This window comes from Fructobacillus papyrifericola (assembly GCF_018437235.1).
GTDB lineage: Bacteria > Bacillota > Bacilli > Lactobacillales > Lactobacillaceae > Fructobacillus > Fructobacillus papyrifericola.
This window is the reverse complement of sequence record NZ_JAAMFJ010000001.1, coordinates 69,184-82,875: the sequence shown is the minus strand read 5'-3', so window position 1 is coordinate 82,875 and position 13,692 is coordinate 69,184. Positions and strand designations below refer to the sequence as shown.

Annotated in this window: 15 protein-coding genes and 1 tRNA gene; 2 read left to right on the top strand and 14 right to left on the bottom strand. The window is 49.7% G+C overall.

Annotated elements, in window-relative coordinates; genetic code table 11:
- Position 1: 1 nt before the first annotated feature.
- Entirely contained in the window at positions 2–139 is a 138-nt protein-coding gene (locus G6R28_RS00425; RefSeq protein ID WP_213792278.1) for a hypothetical protein, read from the top strand.
- Positions 140–232: 93 nt separating this feature from the next.
- Here the strand turns inward: G6R28_RS00425 and G6R28_RS00420 are convergent.
- The 9 genes from G6R28_RS00420 to mutM all read right to left on the bottom strand — a co-directional run bounded on the left by G6R28_RS00420 (position 233) and on the right by mutM (position 7,077).
- Positions 233–303, bottom strand: a tRNA-Cys gene (locus tag G6R28_RS00420).
- An 88-nt stretch (positions 304–391) separates the two neighbouring features.
- Entirely contained in the window at positions 392–694 is a 303-nt protein-coding gene (locus G6R28_RS00415) for a hypothetical protein (RefSeq protein ID WP_213792277.1), read from the bottom strand.
- Positions 678–1,457 (bottom strand): YibE/F family protein, encoded by a 780-nt coding sequence (locus G6R28_RS00410; RefSeq protein ID WP_213792276.1) that lies wholly within the window; start codon positions 1,455–1,457, stop codon positions 678–680. The genes G6R28_RS00415 and G6R28_RS00410 overlap by 17 nt, the downstream gene beginning before the upstream one ends.
- The gene (locus tag G6R28_RS00405) at positions 1,454–2,542 is read right to left on the bottom strand and encodes a YibE/F family protein (protein WP_213792275.1); all 1,089 of its coding nucleotides are present in this window, start codon (positions 2,540–2,542) and stop codon (positions 1,454–1,456) included. The genes G6R28_RS00410 and G6R28_RS00405 overlap by 4 nt, the downstream gene beginning before the upstream one ends.
- Positions 2,543–2,574: 32 nt before the next feature.
- Positions 2,575–3,531, bottom strand: a complete 957-nt coding sequence (gene dnaI, locus G6R28_RS00400) for a primosomal protein DnaI (RefSeq protein WP_213792274.1) — start codon at positions 3,529–3,531, stop codon at positions 2,575–2,577.
- A gap of 3 nt (positions 3,532–3,534) precedes the next feature.
- Positions 3,535–4,932, bottom strand: coding sequence for a DnaD domain protein (locus G6R28_RS00395; RefSeq protein WP_213792273.1), 1,398 nt, complete (start codon positions 4,930–4,932; stop codon positions 3,535–3,537).
- Positions 4,925–5,530, bottom strand: coding sequence for a dephospho-CoA kinase (gene coaE / locus G6R28_RS00390; protein ID WP_213792272.1), 606 nt, complete (start codon positions 5,528–5,530; stop codon positions 4,925–4,927). The genes G6R28_RS00395 and coaE overlap by 8 nt, the downstream gene beginning before the upstream one ends.
- Positions 5,527–6,228 carry a DUF975 family protein gene (locus tag G6R28_RS00385; RefSeq protein WP_213792271.1) on the bottom strand — a complete coding sequence of 234 codons (702 nt, stop codon included), beginning with the start codon at positions 6,226–6,228 and terminating at the stop codon, positions 5,527–5,529. The genes coaE and G6R28_RS00385 overlap by 4 nt, the downstream gene beginning before the upstream one ends.
- A gap of 18 nt (positions 6,229–6,246) precedes the next feature.
- Positions 6,247–7,077 (bottom strand): bifunctional DNA-formamidopyrimidine glycosylase/DNA-(apurinic or apyrimidinic site) lyase, encoded by an 831-nt coding sequence (gene mutM, locus G6R28_RS00380; RefSeq protein WP_213792270.1) that lies wholly within the window; start codon positions 7,075–7,077, stop codon positions 6,247–6,249.
- Positions 7,078–7,420: 343 nt separating this feature from the next.
- Here mutM and G6R28_RS00375 point away from each other — a divergent pair, with 343 nt between their 5' ends.
- Positions 7,421–8,710, top strand: a complete 1,290-nt coding sequence (locus G6R28_RS00375) for an APC family permease (protein ID WP_213792269.1) — start codon at positions 7,421–7,423, stop codon at positions 8,708–8,710.
- Between the two features lie 45 nt (positions 8,711–8,755).
- On the opposite strand, the gene G6R28_RS00370 is transcribed toward G6R28_RS00375, so the two are convergent.
- The 5 genes from G6R28_RS00370 to obgE form a co-directional block, all read right to left on the bottom strand.
- Positions 8,756–9,019 carry a hypothetical protein gene (locus G6R28_RS00370; protein WP_213792268.1) on the bottom strand — a complete coding sequence of 88 codons (264 nt, stop codon included), beginning with the start codon at positions 9,017–9,019 and terminating at the stop codon, positions 8,756–8,758.
- Positions 9,020–9,030: 11 nt separating this feature from the next.
- The gene (locus tag G6R28_RS00365; protein WP_213792267.1) at positions 9,031–9,765 is read right to left on the bottom strand and encodes a multidrug ABC transporter permease; all 735 of its coding nucleotides are present in this window, start codon (positions 9,763–9,765) and stop codon (positions 9,031–9,033) included.
- Complete coding sequence (locus tag G6R28_RS00360) at positions 9,762–10,658, bottom strand: XRE family transcriptional regulator (protein WP_213792266.1); 897 nt, start codon at positions 10,656–10,658, stop codon at positions 9,762–9,764. The genes G6R28_RS00365 and G6R28_RS00360 overlap by 4 nt, the downstream gene beginning before the upstream one ends.
- 217 nt (positions 10,659–10,875) lie before the next feature.
- A complete protein-coding gene (locus G6R28_RS00355; RefSeq protein WP_213792265.1) occupies positions 10,876–12,246 on the bottom strand; it encodes a DEAD/DEAH box helicase in 1,371 nt (456 codons plus the stop codon).
- 119 nt (positions 12,247–12,365) lie between these two features.
- The gene (gene obgE / locus G6R28_RS00350) at positions 12,366–13,685 is read right to left on the bottom strand and encodes a GTPase ObgE (protein WP_213792264.1); all 1,320 of its coding nucleotides are present in this window, start codon (positions 13,683–13,685) and stop codon (positions 12,366–12,368) included.
- Positions 13,686–13,692 lie beyond the last annotated feature (7 nt).

The following is a 13,692-nucleotide window of genomic DNA, read 5'->3' as shown; positions in this document are numbered from 1 at the left end:
AATGAACATGGACCGCCACTTCCATTCATTGAACGAAGGCTTAATCGCCCGAATCGAACGGAATAACCGACAACAATGGGACTGGAACATCACCATCTTAATTGCAACGGTGACCTTAGTGCTGACGATGGCCCATTAATCCCCTAATTCAATGAAAGCCTCGGCTATCCAAGCCGAGGCTTTTTACAAACAAAAAAGGCCATCTTCCAGGAATCCTAGAAAATGGCCGAAAAGGTGGTAACCGGAATCGAACCGGTGATCAGGGTGTTGCAGACCCATGCCTTACCGCTTGGCTATACCACCAAAAAAGCGTTAAACAACGCTTATGATTATAAAGAAAAAGCCCGACTTTTTCAACTGTGAAAAGAGCGAAAAGTCAGCGATCCGCGAATTAACCGAGCTTATTATCCAAGAGGACCTGCTGCATGGCCTTTTGAATTTCTTCTGGCTTGACCCATTCCTCGAAGTGATCCGTTTCAATGGGCAATTGCTCGTAGGTCTTGTTCAGGTATTCCTCCACGTTGAGCAAGTAAGAGGAACGAGGCACGTTCATTTTCAAGATCCGCACTTCCTTGATCAGGCCGTGATTGGCGGCGTATTCAGCCCGCGAGTTCTCGGTGACATTACCCAATTCATAGTAGACCGTCCCGTCGTTGCGCGTGATTTCTTCAATTAAATTAAAGGTCTGATTCATTTAAAATGTTCCTTCCTTCTTTTTTAAAGGCCCGCTCGACCATGAAGATGGCCAAAGTGATGGCACAAAGAATCCCAATCATCCCCAAGAGCATGGTGATGATTTCAAAAATCAGCAGCTTGCCGTTTAGAAATTCCGCAAGCGAATAATGCAGGCGGAAGAACCAGACGAGCAAGGGAATGTTGGCCCCGAGCATCCCAAAGAAAAGGGTGTTGATGGCGGTTCCCAGAATCTGTGAACCAATCACCCGCCCCTGCTTTGCCAGGTTTTCTTCAGTAATGGCCGGCGTTCGTTCGACGACTTCAAAGAGGTCGGCGGTCACGGCCATGGCGGCTTCGGCAATGGCCCCCAGCGCCGAAATGACCATCACAATGATGGCCAGGTTTGAAAAGTCGATTCCCACCGCAAGCGACAATCCTTCCAGTTCATCAGAATTCTCCAGCGTATAACCCTGAAGGTGACCGAAATGCTCGGCTAAATAGGCCAACAACAAGATCAGGAAGAGAACCAAAACCGAGGTCTGCCAAGTGATGGACAATACCCGTTGCCGTCCGGCCGAAAGGTAGATGGCCACCGACAAAATCAAGATGGCCATGATGGGCAAGACCACCAAGGGGGCAAAGCCCCAGTTAACCAGGGTAATGAGCAAAAAGATCAAGAGGCAGTTTAAAAAAAGGCCAAAGAAGGTCAGCAAGCCCTGCTTACCAGCAACGGCAAAGAGGGACAGTAAGAGCAGGATAATTAACAAGAAAATGGCGTTCATGATTCGACGCCCCCTCTCTTCTTAGTCAAGACCTTGGCCGTCAAAAAGGCGGTCACCGGCACCGACCAAACAATACCAAGGGCCGAAACAACCGTTTGCAGAATCCCTAGATTCATCGTTTGATCGAGAATATAACTCCAGTTATTGCCGTTTCGAAGCATCAAGACAACCATCGGAATCGTTTCGGCAATGAAAATCATGAACAAAACGTTGGTTAAGGTCCCTAAAATTTCACGGCCAATCGACAGCCCGCCCTGAAAGTAATCGGAGAAGGGACGGTCGGACTTTTCCCGGTGAAGGCCAAAGAGGCCGGCAACGATGTCGCCCGACTCATCCATGACGGCCCCAAGCACGCCAATCACGGCCTGGGCATAGAAGATGGGCTGTGGCACCTGGGTCACGTAAGCCATCGTTTCAAAGTGAACACCCTTGGCCCCGGTTAGAGCAATCACCAAGGCCATGGCTAATAGCGCGAGCAAAGTCGCCACACAAGTGGCGACCCAGGTAATCATGGCCTGAACGCCCCATCCCAAGACAAAGTAGAGGGCCAAGGCCGAGAGGACAATGGCCAACAGAGAAAAGACGGGCAAAACCGGCAAGGACCGGGCCGAGGAATCCCAGAGAATCACGGCCAAGAAGAGCAGAGCGTTGACCAGCACCGAAAGCATCAAAAAGGAAAACTTCCGGGACTTCATGGCCAAGAAAAGGCCAGCAACCAACAAGCCAGTAAGGGCAAAGAGGACGGCATCCCGCTTCGGCATGTCGACCTGGTAGTCCCCCGAAAGCTTCTTCAAGAGCAACTGGTCATGGACTCGGTAGCGGTCACTTTCGGCCTGTGAAGCCGTGTAGGTGTTGTCGACTTTGATTACCCGATTGGAACGGTTTAGCAGCCGAATTGTTAATTCTTGCTGGACCGTGCTGTCCTGGTTACCGTGCTCGTCCGTTTCGCTTTCGGCCGGATGGTTGTGAACGGCCGTCACCTCACCAACCGGTTGCTGGTAGAGGCCGCTGTTTAGGCGACCAAAAAGAAAGCAGAGCAGTGCTACCGCCAGTAGAAAGAGAATTTTTTTCCAGCTTGCTTTCATGAAAGGACCTTCTTTGCAAATTGCTTAAAAGATTACCGCTTTAACCGACGGTTTTCACCGGCCATGGCAACCGGCTTTGATAGGAACAAGACGCGCTGCATCAAACGGGCAGCCTTACCGGGCTCCAAGCCATCCTTGGTCTGGGCCAAATACTTCTCTAGCGACTGCAGGTCAAAGTTAGACGTAAAGCAAGTCGTTAATTCGTGCTGCATCCGGTACTCCAGGATAACGGCCAAGACCGAATCACGGGACCAGGAAGACAGCGTATCGGCACCCAAGTCATCCAAAATCAAAACCGGTGCCTTCTTGGCATCGTCAATCAAGGCCAAAAGGGACTGGTCGCCATTGGCCCCAAAGGAGCCCTTCAAGCGTTCAATCATGGTCGACCAGTGAACCATCATAACCCCGATGCCATTGTAGGCCAAGGCGTTAGCCAAGGCCCCCATCAAGTAGGTCTTGCCCACGCCAAAGTCACCGGACAGATAAACGCCAGGAATAAATTCGGCATCCTGCCCCTTTTCCTTTTGACTAACCAGCCCCGAAAAAGTCGCCACAACAGCGGCCACAGCCGGTGCCCGGCCTTCATCATTGGCCACCTCTTGCACGATTTGATTCAAGTCGGCCTTGGCCACGGCCTTTGGTACGGCAATGGAGCGGAGCAAGGCCGCCTGACGAAGCGTCTTTTTCGTTTCTTCGGTTGGTTCATAGGCCACGTGCGGGTAGCCCTTTTCAACCACCAGGGTTGGTCGGTAACCTGGATAGAGGGCCGGTTTTCCCGCCTCTTCCCGCTTCTTTTCACGAACGAACTCGAAGAGGTCGGTAACAGCCACAACGAGGGCGTCTTTTTTCAAAATGGCTTGGTTTTTTGCAAAGAAAGCCTGAATATCCGAGTCGGCCTGAATGGCTTCAAAGGCCTTGGCCGCCTGGTCGTTGCCCAGCTTGGGGTAACGTTTTTGAAAGTCTTTGAGGACGCTTGCTAAATCTTGCATGGATTAATCCTTCGTTTTATAGTTCTTCATCAAGTCCAGGGCCTCTTTGATTGCCGCCTCATCAACCGGTTGCTTGGCTGCCGTTTCATTGGAGGCAAAGGCCGGCTCCTGCTTATTAAAACTGCTGCGCTGCCAGTTTTTGGCAGCCGGCTTCTTGGCCTGCTGACTGCGGTTTTGATGGGCCTTAATGGCGGCCACGGCCTCTTCTGCCGTTTTCACCCCGGCCTTGGCCCAGGAATTGGCGATGGCATCGACCAGATTTCGCTTCAAATCGGCCTGATCCATGTTCACCAGCACCTGGTAGGTCAGGATGTTAATCGCCGGCACCGGTAGCACACGCTGGTCCAGCAGGTTCTTTAAAATCTGCCGCTCACTGTTGGTGACATAGCCGGCGTTTTGTTCCTTAATCTGCCCGATAAAGTCGACTGGCGACAGGTCGTTGGCCGCTTGATAAAGCGCGTCCAAGGCCTTGTTGCCAGTCTTTTTTGCTGGCTTTGCAGCGGTTGTTTGGCCACTGTCCTGGCTGGCTTTCTGAACCACCGGAGCGGATCCCTGACCAGCCCCCTGATCAACCAGCTGTTCCTTTCGCTGCTTGGAAGACCAAGTCGAAGCCAGGTAGGCTAAAAAGTTTCCCTTGTTCAGCTCGTGGTCGTCCAAGTTAATTGAGCGAGTCACGGCCGTGGCCATTTCGGCCTCGTTCAAACCGTACAAGACCTGCTCGGTCAAAATCAGTTCCCGGGCCTTTTCCAACTTGTCTTTCGTCGTGCCGTGCACGAGCGAGGCCATGCCAGCAAAGTCAAAGGCGACCTTGTCCAAGTCGGTCTTCAAGGCGATTTGGTCCTGCTTCGTCTGAGCAATTGAAAGCTTTGGCTTCAAGGTCGTATCCGGCAGGTCGAAGACGGATAAAAAGGAAGCCGACTGATCGGACTCGTTTTGCAACGGCTGCCCCTGTTCAGCCGCGTAGCGCTTGGCCAAAGTCAGGTAGCGACTCTCCCCCACGTAGTGAAAGAGCAGGCCGGACAGCAGGTCTTCTTTGAAAAAGTCGGCCGCAGACAGGGGTGCCTGCAGCAAGTAGCGCACGGCCGGTTGACCGTTTTGCCAGCCACTGTAGTGCTTTAATAAACCGACCCCCTCCAGTGCCCGCCTGGCGCGAACAAAGTCCGGTGCGGATAAGGAGAGCGTGTCAAGCAACAAGTAATGGTTTGAAAAAGTCGCCGGCTCGCCTGGCAAGGCCGCCCCTTTCTCTTCAAGAAGGAACTGGTAGAGGGCGTAGCCCTTGGGTCCCAAAAAAGGCAGGTAAAGGTTAAAGAGCCGGACTAGGTCGGAAGCCGCCACAGGGACCGCCTGATCAATGACCAATGCACTGGCCGCTTGAAAGTCCTCGTTTCTTTGCTCAATCATGGCTGACCTCCACTGTTGACAGATAGTCGCTCACCTTTTGTTCAAGTTCTTCTGCCGTGCCCTCGTTTTCAATCACGACGTCGGCCTTGGCCACCTTTTCTTGGATTGGCAGCTGGGCCTTGATGCGCGACTGGGCCGCCCATTCATCTAGGTGGTCGCGGGCCATGAGTCGTTCCAACTGCTGCCGCTCTGTCGCTGCCACCACAACGACCTGGTCAAACCAGCCCGTTTGGTCGTACTTTTGCTCATAAAAAAGGGGGATGGCACAGAAGACCACGGCCTCGCCCTTCATCTTGAAAAAGGCCAACTGGTCCCGAATGGTCGATTGAATTTCTGGACTGGTAATTTTAGTCAGCTCCTTTAAAAGGGCTGGGTTGGTGAAGACTTTTTCACCGAGGACCTTACGGTTCAAAACCCCGTTTTGGACGATTTCTTGACCAAAGGTTTCCTTGATTTCTTCTAGGGTGTGGGTCCCTGGTTCGACAACCTGTCTCGAAACCAGATCCGCGTCAACCACCTTGTAGCCGGCCTGCCGAATTTGATCGGTAACCGCTGATTTTCCGGAGGCGATGCCACCGGTAATGGCAATGACTTTCATGAACGAACTCCTTCAATCGCTTGGGCAAAAACCTGGGTCGAGTATACCACTCGGCAGGTGTTCAGGTAGGGGGTGACAAAGAAATCGGCTAAGCCGAGGGTCAAAAGACTCAGCAGGCGCCAGCCGATAAAGGACAGTTCCAGGAGAAAAAGTTCTCGTTTTCGTCCGGTCATCACCCGTCGTGAAATCGTGACATAATCGGTCAAAGAGCCCTGCTTGCGGTCAAAGAGCAGGTCCATCTTGTAAGCGTAGTAGGTCTGCGAGTAGGAAAAGACTTTGACGATGGCTGGAAAGAAGAGAAAGGACCAGAAGAAGAGTTGAATTTTCTGCACGAAGGCCAGGAGAAAGGCTTCTCCAAAACGCTTAGGGGCAAAGCCTTGCAAGGCCACCGCATAGCCGCGCTTGACCGTTGGCTTTTGAAAAAAGTCGACGATCGCCCACTTAGCAGACCAGGTCAACAATAAGAAGAGAGCGCCAAAAAAGGTCTTTGACAAATACCAGTTAGCAGAAGCGTCCTTTGGTGCAAGCACGTAGCCGGAAAGAAGAAGGTAGACGGAACCCCAAAAAAGGACGCTCTTTAAGACTTGGCTGATAATCAATGGCCAGGTGGCCTTTAAGCTGTTTTTGTACTGTTCTTTTAATTGTTTTTTAGCCGTCAGCTTCACGCGCCGGCGGGAAATGGCCACAAATTCTGTCATACTACTTTCAATTCACACTTATTTTTTAATTTGGCACTTGGGGCAAAACGTCGTGCCCCGTTGGCCGACTTTGATTTTGCGCAAAGTCGTTCCACAGCGCAGGCAGGGTAACTTTGCCCGGCCATAAACCTGCAGTTCGTTTTGGAAGTGCCCGGTTTCACCAAAGATGTTGGAGAAGGAATGGACCGTCGTGCCATGATGTTCGGTCGCCCGGCTGATTTCCTTAATGATGTTTTCGCGCAGTTCGCCGAGTTTTCGGGTCGAAATTTTATCGGTCGTCGTTTCCGGATGAATCCGTGTCATCCAGAGGACCTCGTCGGCGTAAATGTTTCCTAGGCCGGCAATGTTTGACTGGTCCAGGAGGAAAGTCTTCACGACCCGGTGACTCTTATGAAAGATTTCCTTCATATAATCCAGAGTCAAAGCGTCCTCGGTTGGTTCCGGTCCCAGGTCCTTTAGACCAGAGACATCGTGTAGCTCTTTTCCCGTTGGCACTAGCGTCATTCGACCAAAGCGGCGGGTGTCGTTGTAAAAGAGCTGCCGGTCGTCTACCAGGTGGAAGGCGACTTCGGTGTGCTTGTGAAGCGCGGCCCCTTCGGGTTCAACCGAGTACTGCCCTTCCATGCGAAGGTGGGAAACCATGGTTTGATCATTGGACAAACGGAAGAGCAGGTACTTGCCCCGGCGATCAATCCGGTCGATGGTCGCACCGGTCAAATCCTTTTGAAAAAGCTTCAAGTCCGACGTCACCACCTTTGGATAAGGCACATCGACCCTTTTGATTTTGGCCCCTTCGACCAAGTTTGTCAGGCCGCGGCGAACCGTTTCTACTTCCGGGAGTTCAGGCATTTCTCTTCCTCCATCTTTTTCACTCGAATAGTCCCAAAAACAATCCATGAAGATTGCAGATGAACCCTTCAAATAAATGATTTCCTAAAGCTTAATTTTACCACAATTTCTAGCCACAACTGGCACTTCAAGCTGGACTTTCAACAGAAAAAAAGTGCGAGGAAGCCATTCATTTTTGCTCTCATTCTTTGTTAAATTGACTTAAATTCCCTTTAAAACTAGCCACTTTCATTGACAGTAAAAAGAATGTCACTTATCATTAATAGGCGTATCAGCGCCTGTTTCAGGCGACTTTTGTAAAGATAAAAAACAATGAAACCTTCCACTATAAGGGCAAACAACCATGGGTAAAAACAGCAGTACAACACAGAAGATGGGCTTTATCAGTCTGATTCTCTTTGGCATTAACGCCATTATCGGTTCCGGTATCTTTCTGCTTCCTTCAACCGGCATGAAGCTCTTTGGGCCGGCCAGCATCCTGGTCCTGCTCTTCGACGGCTGCCTGGCCTTTTTCATCGCCATGTGCTTTGCCGAATGTGCTTCCTACTTTAAGGAGTCCGGTGGTGCCTATGTTTACGCCCGCGAGGCCTTTGGCCGCTTTGTCGGCTACGAGGTCGGCTTTGTCACCTGGGCCATTTGGATCATTGCGGAAGGAACCATGTACACTGCCTTTGCCACGGCCCTCGGTGGTATCTTCCCCAACCTGGCCAACCCGACTGCCAAAGTCGTCATCATCCTCTCCTTGTATTTGGCCCTGATGGCCTTAAACATTTCCGGTGTTCATTTAGCAACGGTCATGCAAAACATCGTCACCGTTGGAAAGCTGGTGCCCATCTTTCTCGTGATCTTAGTCGGTCTCTTTTTCATCAAACCGGTCCACTTTGACCCCTTCTTCGTTCAAAAGCTGACAACCGTGCCCAACTTTGCCACGGCAGCCGTCACGCTCTTTTACATCTTTTCCGGCTTTGAACGGGTGGTTATCACCGCCGGCGAAATGGAGAACGTCCAAAAGAACCTGCCCAAGGCTCTCTTGATTTCCCTTGGGACCGTTGTGGTGGTCTACATCCTGGTCATGGTCACGTCGATTGGGGTTCTCGGGGACCGCTTGGCTAGCTCCACCGTTCCTTTAAAGGACACCATGCAAGCGGTTGCCGGCAACTTCGGCGCTAACCTGATTTCCTTTGGAACCATTGTGTCCATTGGTGGTATCTGTCTGGCCTCTTCCTTTGTTTCACCACGGTCTGGTTTGGCCCTGGCCGAAAACAAGATGATGCCCCAGTACTTAACCAAGAAGAACAAGAAAAACGCCCCTTACGCGGCCATCATCACGTCATCGACGATCTCAATGATCGTGGCCTGCTCTGGTTCCTTTGCGGTTTTAGCGCAGATTTCCGCCGTTTCCCGCTTTGCCCAGTTCATCCCAACCATTTTGGCCGTTTTGGTCTTCCGTAAAAAAAGGCAACAAGACGCCGGAGCCTTCCGCTTACCTGGCGGTCCGGTTATCCCAATTCTGGCCTTGTTAGCTTCTCTTTGGCTACTTAGCCACGTTTCGCTGACAAACTTGCTCTGGGGCTTGGGTGCTTTGATCGTTGCGGTGCCATTCTACTTCCTAACCAAGAAAAACCATGCATAAAAAAAGCAGGCATTGTTCGTAGAGAACAATGCCTGCTTTTTTGTTTTATTTTTTCGACTGATAGCCATCAATAAAATCGAGAATCTCTGTTAAACGCCCCTTTGTCAGCCGGTTCATAAATTTTAAAATCGGGCGACTAAACCAATGATGAACACGACCCCTCTGCTTATCTTCTTCAAAACGTTTTTGACCCAATACAAAGTCAGATGTTTCATTTTTCGCTTCGTTAGAAAAACTCGAATGATAAGAATAGTCTCGATTATAAAGACCATTTTCATAGTTTTTCTTAATTTCATCATGTAGATTCATTGTTCCACCCCCTACTTCTGATGAAAATATCGACTTCTTAACGAATAGAAGATAATTGGCACGAGAACCAATAAAGTCGTAATAATAAAGAGGCTAATCTGCAAATACAGTTCTTGTTGCGTTTGCATTCGTTCGACAATCTCGTAAACATAATAACCAGGAAAGACTTTTTGGATTGCTCCGTAAAGATCTAAAAGCCAGTTATGACCAGGAAAAAAGGAACCCCATGGGGCAATTAAAAGGGAGGCTCCCATACTCAAAGGCATCGCCAGTGCTGAAATCGTTTGTCCATCAAGAATAAGGCCAACAAAGAACCCAATAACAGTCAAATAAAGTCCGAGAATCATGATGAGAATTAACAACACGAAGAAGCTTTTCGTCCAGGGAATCTCCTGATAAGCCGTTCCAATCAGCAGTAAGACGAAGCAAATCATCGCGTTTAACACAAATTGAACGACTAATTGATCCGATAACCATGATTTTAAATCATAATGAGAAACGTGACTTTGCAAGCGATAATACTTTTTTGTATCACAAATCTTTTTCGAGAAGGTCACTACTGAATTACCAGCAATGCCGATTACTGCAGCTGTAAAAAAGAACAAATACTGGACGTTTTCGCCCAAAAAGCTCATCTCCTTACCAATGTTCAACATTAAAAGGTACCAAAAAGCAGGAAAAAGTACCGTAAAAAGGATAAAGCGTTTATTGCGAAAAGTGTTTTTCACTTCCAAATACTTAATCATGCTCGTTCCCCCTTTTGGTTTTCACGTCGATACCACTGTTCAATTGTCTGATTATTCGAATGAATATTGGCCACTAATTCATCTGCCGCGATAACCCCATCTTTCAGTAGCAAAACACGGGTAAAGTATTGGTCAATTTGATTAAAGTCATGTGTTATGGTCAGTACACTACCTGTCACATGCTCAAATGAATCCCAAAAATCATCAATCGATTCCAAGTCCATTCCAACAGTCGGTTCGTCTAGTATCAATAATTTAACTGGACGAAGCATGGCGATTAATAAACAAAGGCGTCGTTTTTGCCCACCAGAAAGTTTTCCAACCGCTGTTTTTAACTGAGATTCCAGATTAAATTGACGAATTTTTTGATTGATTAATTCTCTATCAGTGACTCGCTGAATCTGTGCTGATAACGCGACCTGTTCGTTCACACGATAAGTATTAACTAACAAGTTATCTTGCGGCATGATAGACAAATCGTTTTTGGGGTTGTAATGTCGAATAATCTCACCAGCATCTGGCTTCGACAAACCGACAATCAGATTCACTAGGGTCGACTTTCCAGAACCATTACTACCTAGCAAGGCAATTCTTTCGTGACTATGAATCGATAAATTAATGTCCTTCAAAACGGGTGAATCGAAACTTTTGGACAAATGTTTACTTTCTAATAAAACTTCCCGTGATTGACTTTTTCCTACTAAAAGATAGTCCAAATCAACGGCAAAGATCTCAGCTAGCAAAATCAGCTTATCAATTCCTGGTTCGACTTCGCCATTTTCCCATTTAGAAATAGATTGACGAGAAACAAATAATTTCTTAGCAAGTCCTTCCTGCGACAACTTTTTCTTTTGACGTAATAAGACTAACTGCGTTCCAAATATATTTTTCATAAATGTACTCCGCTTCGTTTATTTTGTAGCTGTCTTTCAGTATAGGGGAGCTAAACCCTTTTACAATAGGGCTTTGCAGATTTCCCGCCCGTATTACGGGCAGAGGTCGCCACTAGATTTAATGTTAAAAAATGCCGCTAAATCCCCCCATTTCTATATAATAGCAAAGAAAAAAAGCTCGCCAATGGCGAGCTTTTAATCAATCAAATAAAACTACTTATTTCGATTCACGCTTCTCCGCCCACTTTGGCTTTCCCTTGTTCTTCTTTTTACGGGCCTGGTGCTTTTGCTTGGCCTTTTTCAAAGTCTTGGGGTCTTCCTGCCTTTTCAAGGCTGCCTTTTTAGCAGCAAAGCCCTGACCGGCTTTTTTAACGGAAGCATCAGCCCCCTGGCTTGCCTTCTTTGCCTGGCCCTTACGGGTGGAAGATACCGATACAGCGGCTGGTCGACTGTCCTCTTCCTCAGATACTTCTGAGACGGATTCAGCCTTTTTGCCCTTTTTATCGGCAACCGAAGCCCAGGAGAACTTCACTAAGTCCAGTTCTTCTGGCAAATACTGTTTGAGCATGCGAATGTCGTGGTCGTTTCCAAGAGTCAACACCTGACCCTTTTGTCCGGCACGGCCGGTACGACCGGAACGGTGTAGGTAGGTCGTCAGATTGCGTGGTAACTGGGCGTTGACCACCAATGGCAGCCCCGTGATATCCAACCCACGGCCGGCCACATCGGTTGCCAAGAGCAAATCCAAGTCACCCTTCTTGAAGGCCTTTAGGGCATCCGCTCGCTTCAAGTGGGACTTTTCATTGTTTCCAACGGACATGACCGAAGCGTGCTCGTGCCGCAAGGCCGCTTGAGCAGCCACCAGGGCATTAATCGAGTTAAAGAAAACCAGGGCCTGAACGTGCCGGCGGGCTAATTCAATCAAGACCTTGTGGCTGGAACGGCCGTCAACGTGGAGGAAGGTGTGGTCGATTGTTTCAGGCGAGCGCTGGCCAACCGAAACCGGCTTGACGCTCTGGCCAAAGAGACGAGCCACCCAGGCCAAATCGACACCGGATGTGGCTGAAAAGAGGGAAACTTGCTGCAAATTGGGCAGGTTTTCAGCGAGTTTTTCCAACTCTGCTGCGTGTTCCTCCGTCAAAGTCGCGTCAGCCTCATCAACCACCAGCATGGAAAAGTGGTTGGTCTTCAAGGCCTTGCCGTCAATCATCGTTTGGATACGGCCGAGCGTGCCGACAACGACGGCCGGCTTATCCTTCTTCAGCTTTTCCGCCTGGCGCTTCCCGTTGGCGCCGCCAATCAGAGCGGCGACTTTGACACCAATCAGGGCAGCATAGGGCCGAATCACCTGGGCTAACTGCGCGCCCAATTCCTGTGACGGCGCCAAAATCAAGAGCTGGTGGCCCTTCTTAGCCAAATCCAAACGGGAGAGCAGAGGCAGGGCAAAGGCCAGGGTCTTTCCTGAGCCAGTTGGGGCCAAGCCAAAAAGCGACTGCCCCTCTGAAAGTGGTTCGAAAAGGGCCTCTTGAATGGGCGTTTTTTGCTCAAAATGTTTCGTAAATTCTTGTTCAAGTTCGGGTAAAATCATGTCATTCTCCACAGCAATATCCGCTGTTTACTTTTCTTTATTATAGCAGTCAAGGCCGTTGTCATAAAAAGGCCGAAGCGACTTTTCCAATAAAAAAACCTGGTCGCCCAGGTTTTTTCTTAATCAGAATATTCAAAGACAAAGTTTGTATTGTTAATCCGGACGTCGTCGCCATCCTTGGCGCCGGCTTCACGGAGCTTGTCGTCAACGCCCATGTGGCGCATCTGACGGGCAAAACGCATGACTGTTGCTTCACGCTGCAAGTTGGTCATGGCCGCCAGCTTTTCAACTTCTGGTCCAGAAATCATCCAGCAATCAAGCTCAGCATCCCAGTCAACCGACAGGTTAACCTTCTTCTCTTCATACTTGTAAAGCTTGGCTTCGCCCTCGGTCTCTTCTTCAACCTTGTAGGCAGCTGGAACCGGTGCCTTATCGAGCATGTCGGCCGTTGCCCGCAAGAGCTTATCGACCCCATCGTGGGTGATGGCGGAGATGGCCATGATTTCAGGCTCGACCTTGAGACCGGAATCTTCCTTGACCTGCTTGACGAATTCCTGGTAGTTTTCCTCAGAATCCGGCATGTCCATCTTGGTTCCAACCACGATTTGTGGTCGTTCTAAAATGGTTGGATCGTACTGCTCCAACTCGGTCAAAATCTTGCGGTACTGCGTGTAGGGGTCCTGTCCTTCGATTCCGGACATGTCAACCAAGTGCAAGATAACCCGCGTCCGTTCGACGTGGCGAAGGAACTGGAAACCAAGACCAACGCCTTCGGAAGCACCCTCAATCAAACCAGGCAAATCGGCCATGACAAAGTCACGGTCATCCTTCAAACGAACCATGCCGATGTTTGGATCGATGGTCGTAAAGTGGTAGGCGGCAATCTTTGGCTTGGCGTTTGAGACAACGGAAAGCAAAGTCGACTTACCAGCTGACGGGAAGCCAACCAGGCCAACGTCAGCCAGAACGCGCAGTTCCAACTTGATGTTACGGACCTGACCTGGTTCCCCGTTTTCGGATAATTCGGGGGCTGGGTTAGCCGGTGTGGCAAAGTGAATGTTGCCACGGCCACCGCGACCACCACGGGCTACCAAGAGGGTTTGCCCTTCGTGGACAAGGTCGCCCAGGACTTCACCGGTATCAACGTCGGTGATGATGGTTCCCTGAGGGACTTTGATGACGCGGTCTTCGGCCGAAGCCCCGGTCATCCCCTTTGTACCACCCTTACCACCGGATTGTGCCTTGAAGTGGCGGTTGTAACGAAAGTCCATCAGAGTCCGAAGACCTTCATCGACTTTCAAAATGATGGAGCCACCATGGCCACCATCCCCACCAAAGGGACCACCCATGGCAACAAACTTTTCGTGACGGAAGGAGACGATCCCATCGCCACCCTTGCCGGCTTTTAATTCTACTTGTGCTTGATCGACGAATGCCATGAACCGG